Annotated in this window: 1 pseudogene; it reads right to left on the bottom strand. The window is 26.6% G+C overall.

Annotated elements, in window-relative coordinates:
• Window positions 1-741, bottom strand: a pseudogene (locus CD135_RS11130) (IS3 family transposase); the annotation flags it as partial.

Here is a 741-nt window from a genome sequence, read left to right as displayed (position 1 = left end):
GAATCATTTTATGCTCTTTTAATTTTGCCTTGAAACTTCTAGAAGTATATTGAAACCCTCTATCGCTATGAAATATAATACCCTTGGTATTTTTTACTTTTTTAACAGCTTTATCAAGCGTGTTAAATACTAATTGGTTATTATTTGAACTACTCAATTCATAGCTTAAAATAGTTTTACTACCTAAATCATAAATCGCACTTAAGTATACTTTATTGCCATTTTTTAATTTAAATTCAGTCACATCAGTTAACCATTTCTTGTTTTTCTTAGTTTCATTAAAGGATCTATTTAAAATGTTTTGTGCAGTAACTTCAGGAGTAAAAGGCTTATAACGTTTGGTTTTACGACGTATAATTGCTTTTAATTTTAATTGTTTCATTAATCTATAAACACGCTTATGATTTACACGTTTATTTAATTTAAGACGGATATAGATATAAATACGTCTATAACCATAAATACCTTGATATTGGTGATAGATATCGTTGATATCTTCCATTAATGTATTATTTTCAATCTCTCTCTTAGAGGGTTTTCTATTTGTCCATTTATAATAACTTGATCTATTTATTCCTAAAACACTACATAACCATTTAATTGGATATTTATTTTTTAGCGCTTTAATCGTTTTGTATGACGCGATTTGTTTACTTTTTGATTCATCATCTCTCTTTCGAATTCTCTCCGCTTTTTTAAAACCTCATTCTCCATTTCTAAATATTTATTTCGTTCTTTTAA

The organism is Mammaliicoccus lentus, from assembly GCF_002902755.1.
Taxonomy (GTDB): Bacteria; Bacillota; Bacilli; order Staphylococcales; family Staphylococcaceae; genus Mammaliicoccus; species Mammaliicoccus lentus.
The sequence above is the reverse complement of the archived record's forward strand: the minus strand, read 5'-3'. Positions and strand labels throughout refer to the sequence as shown.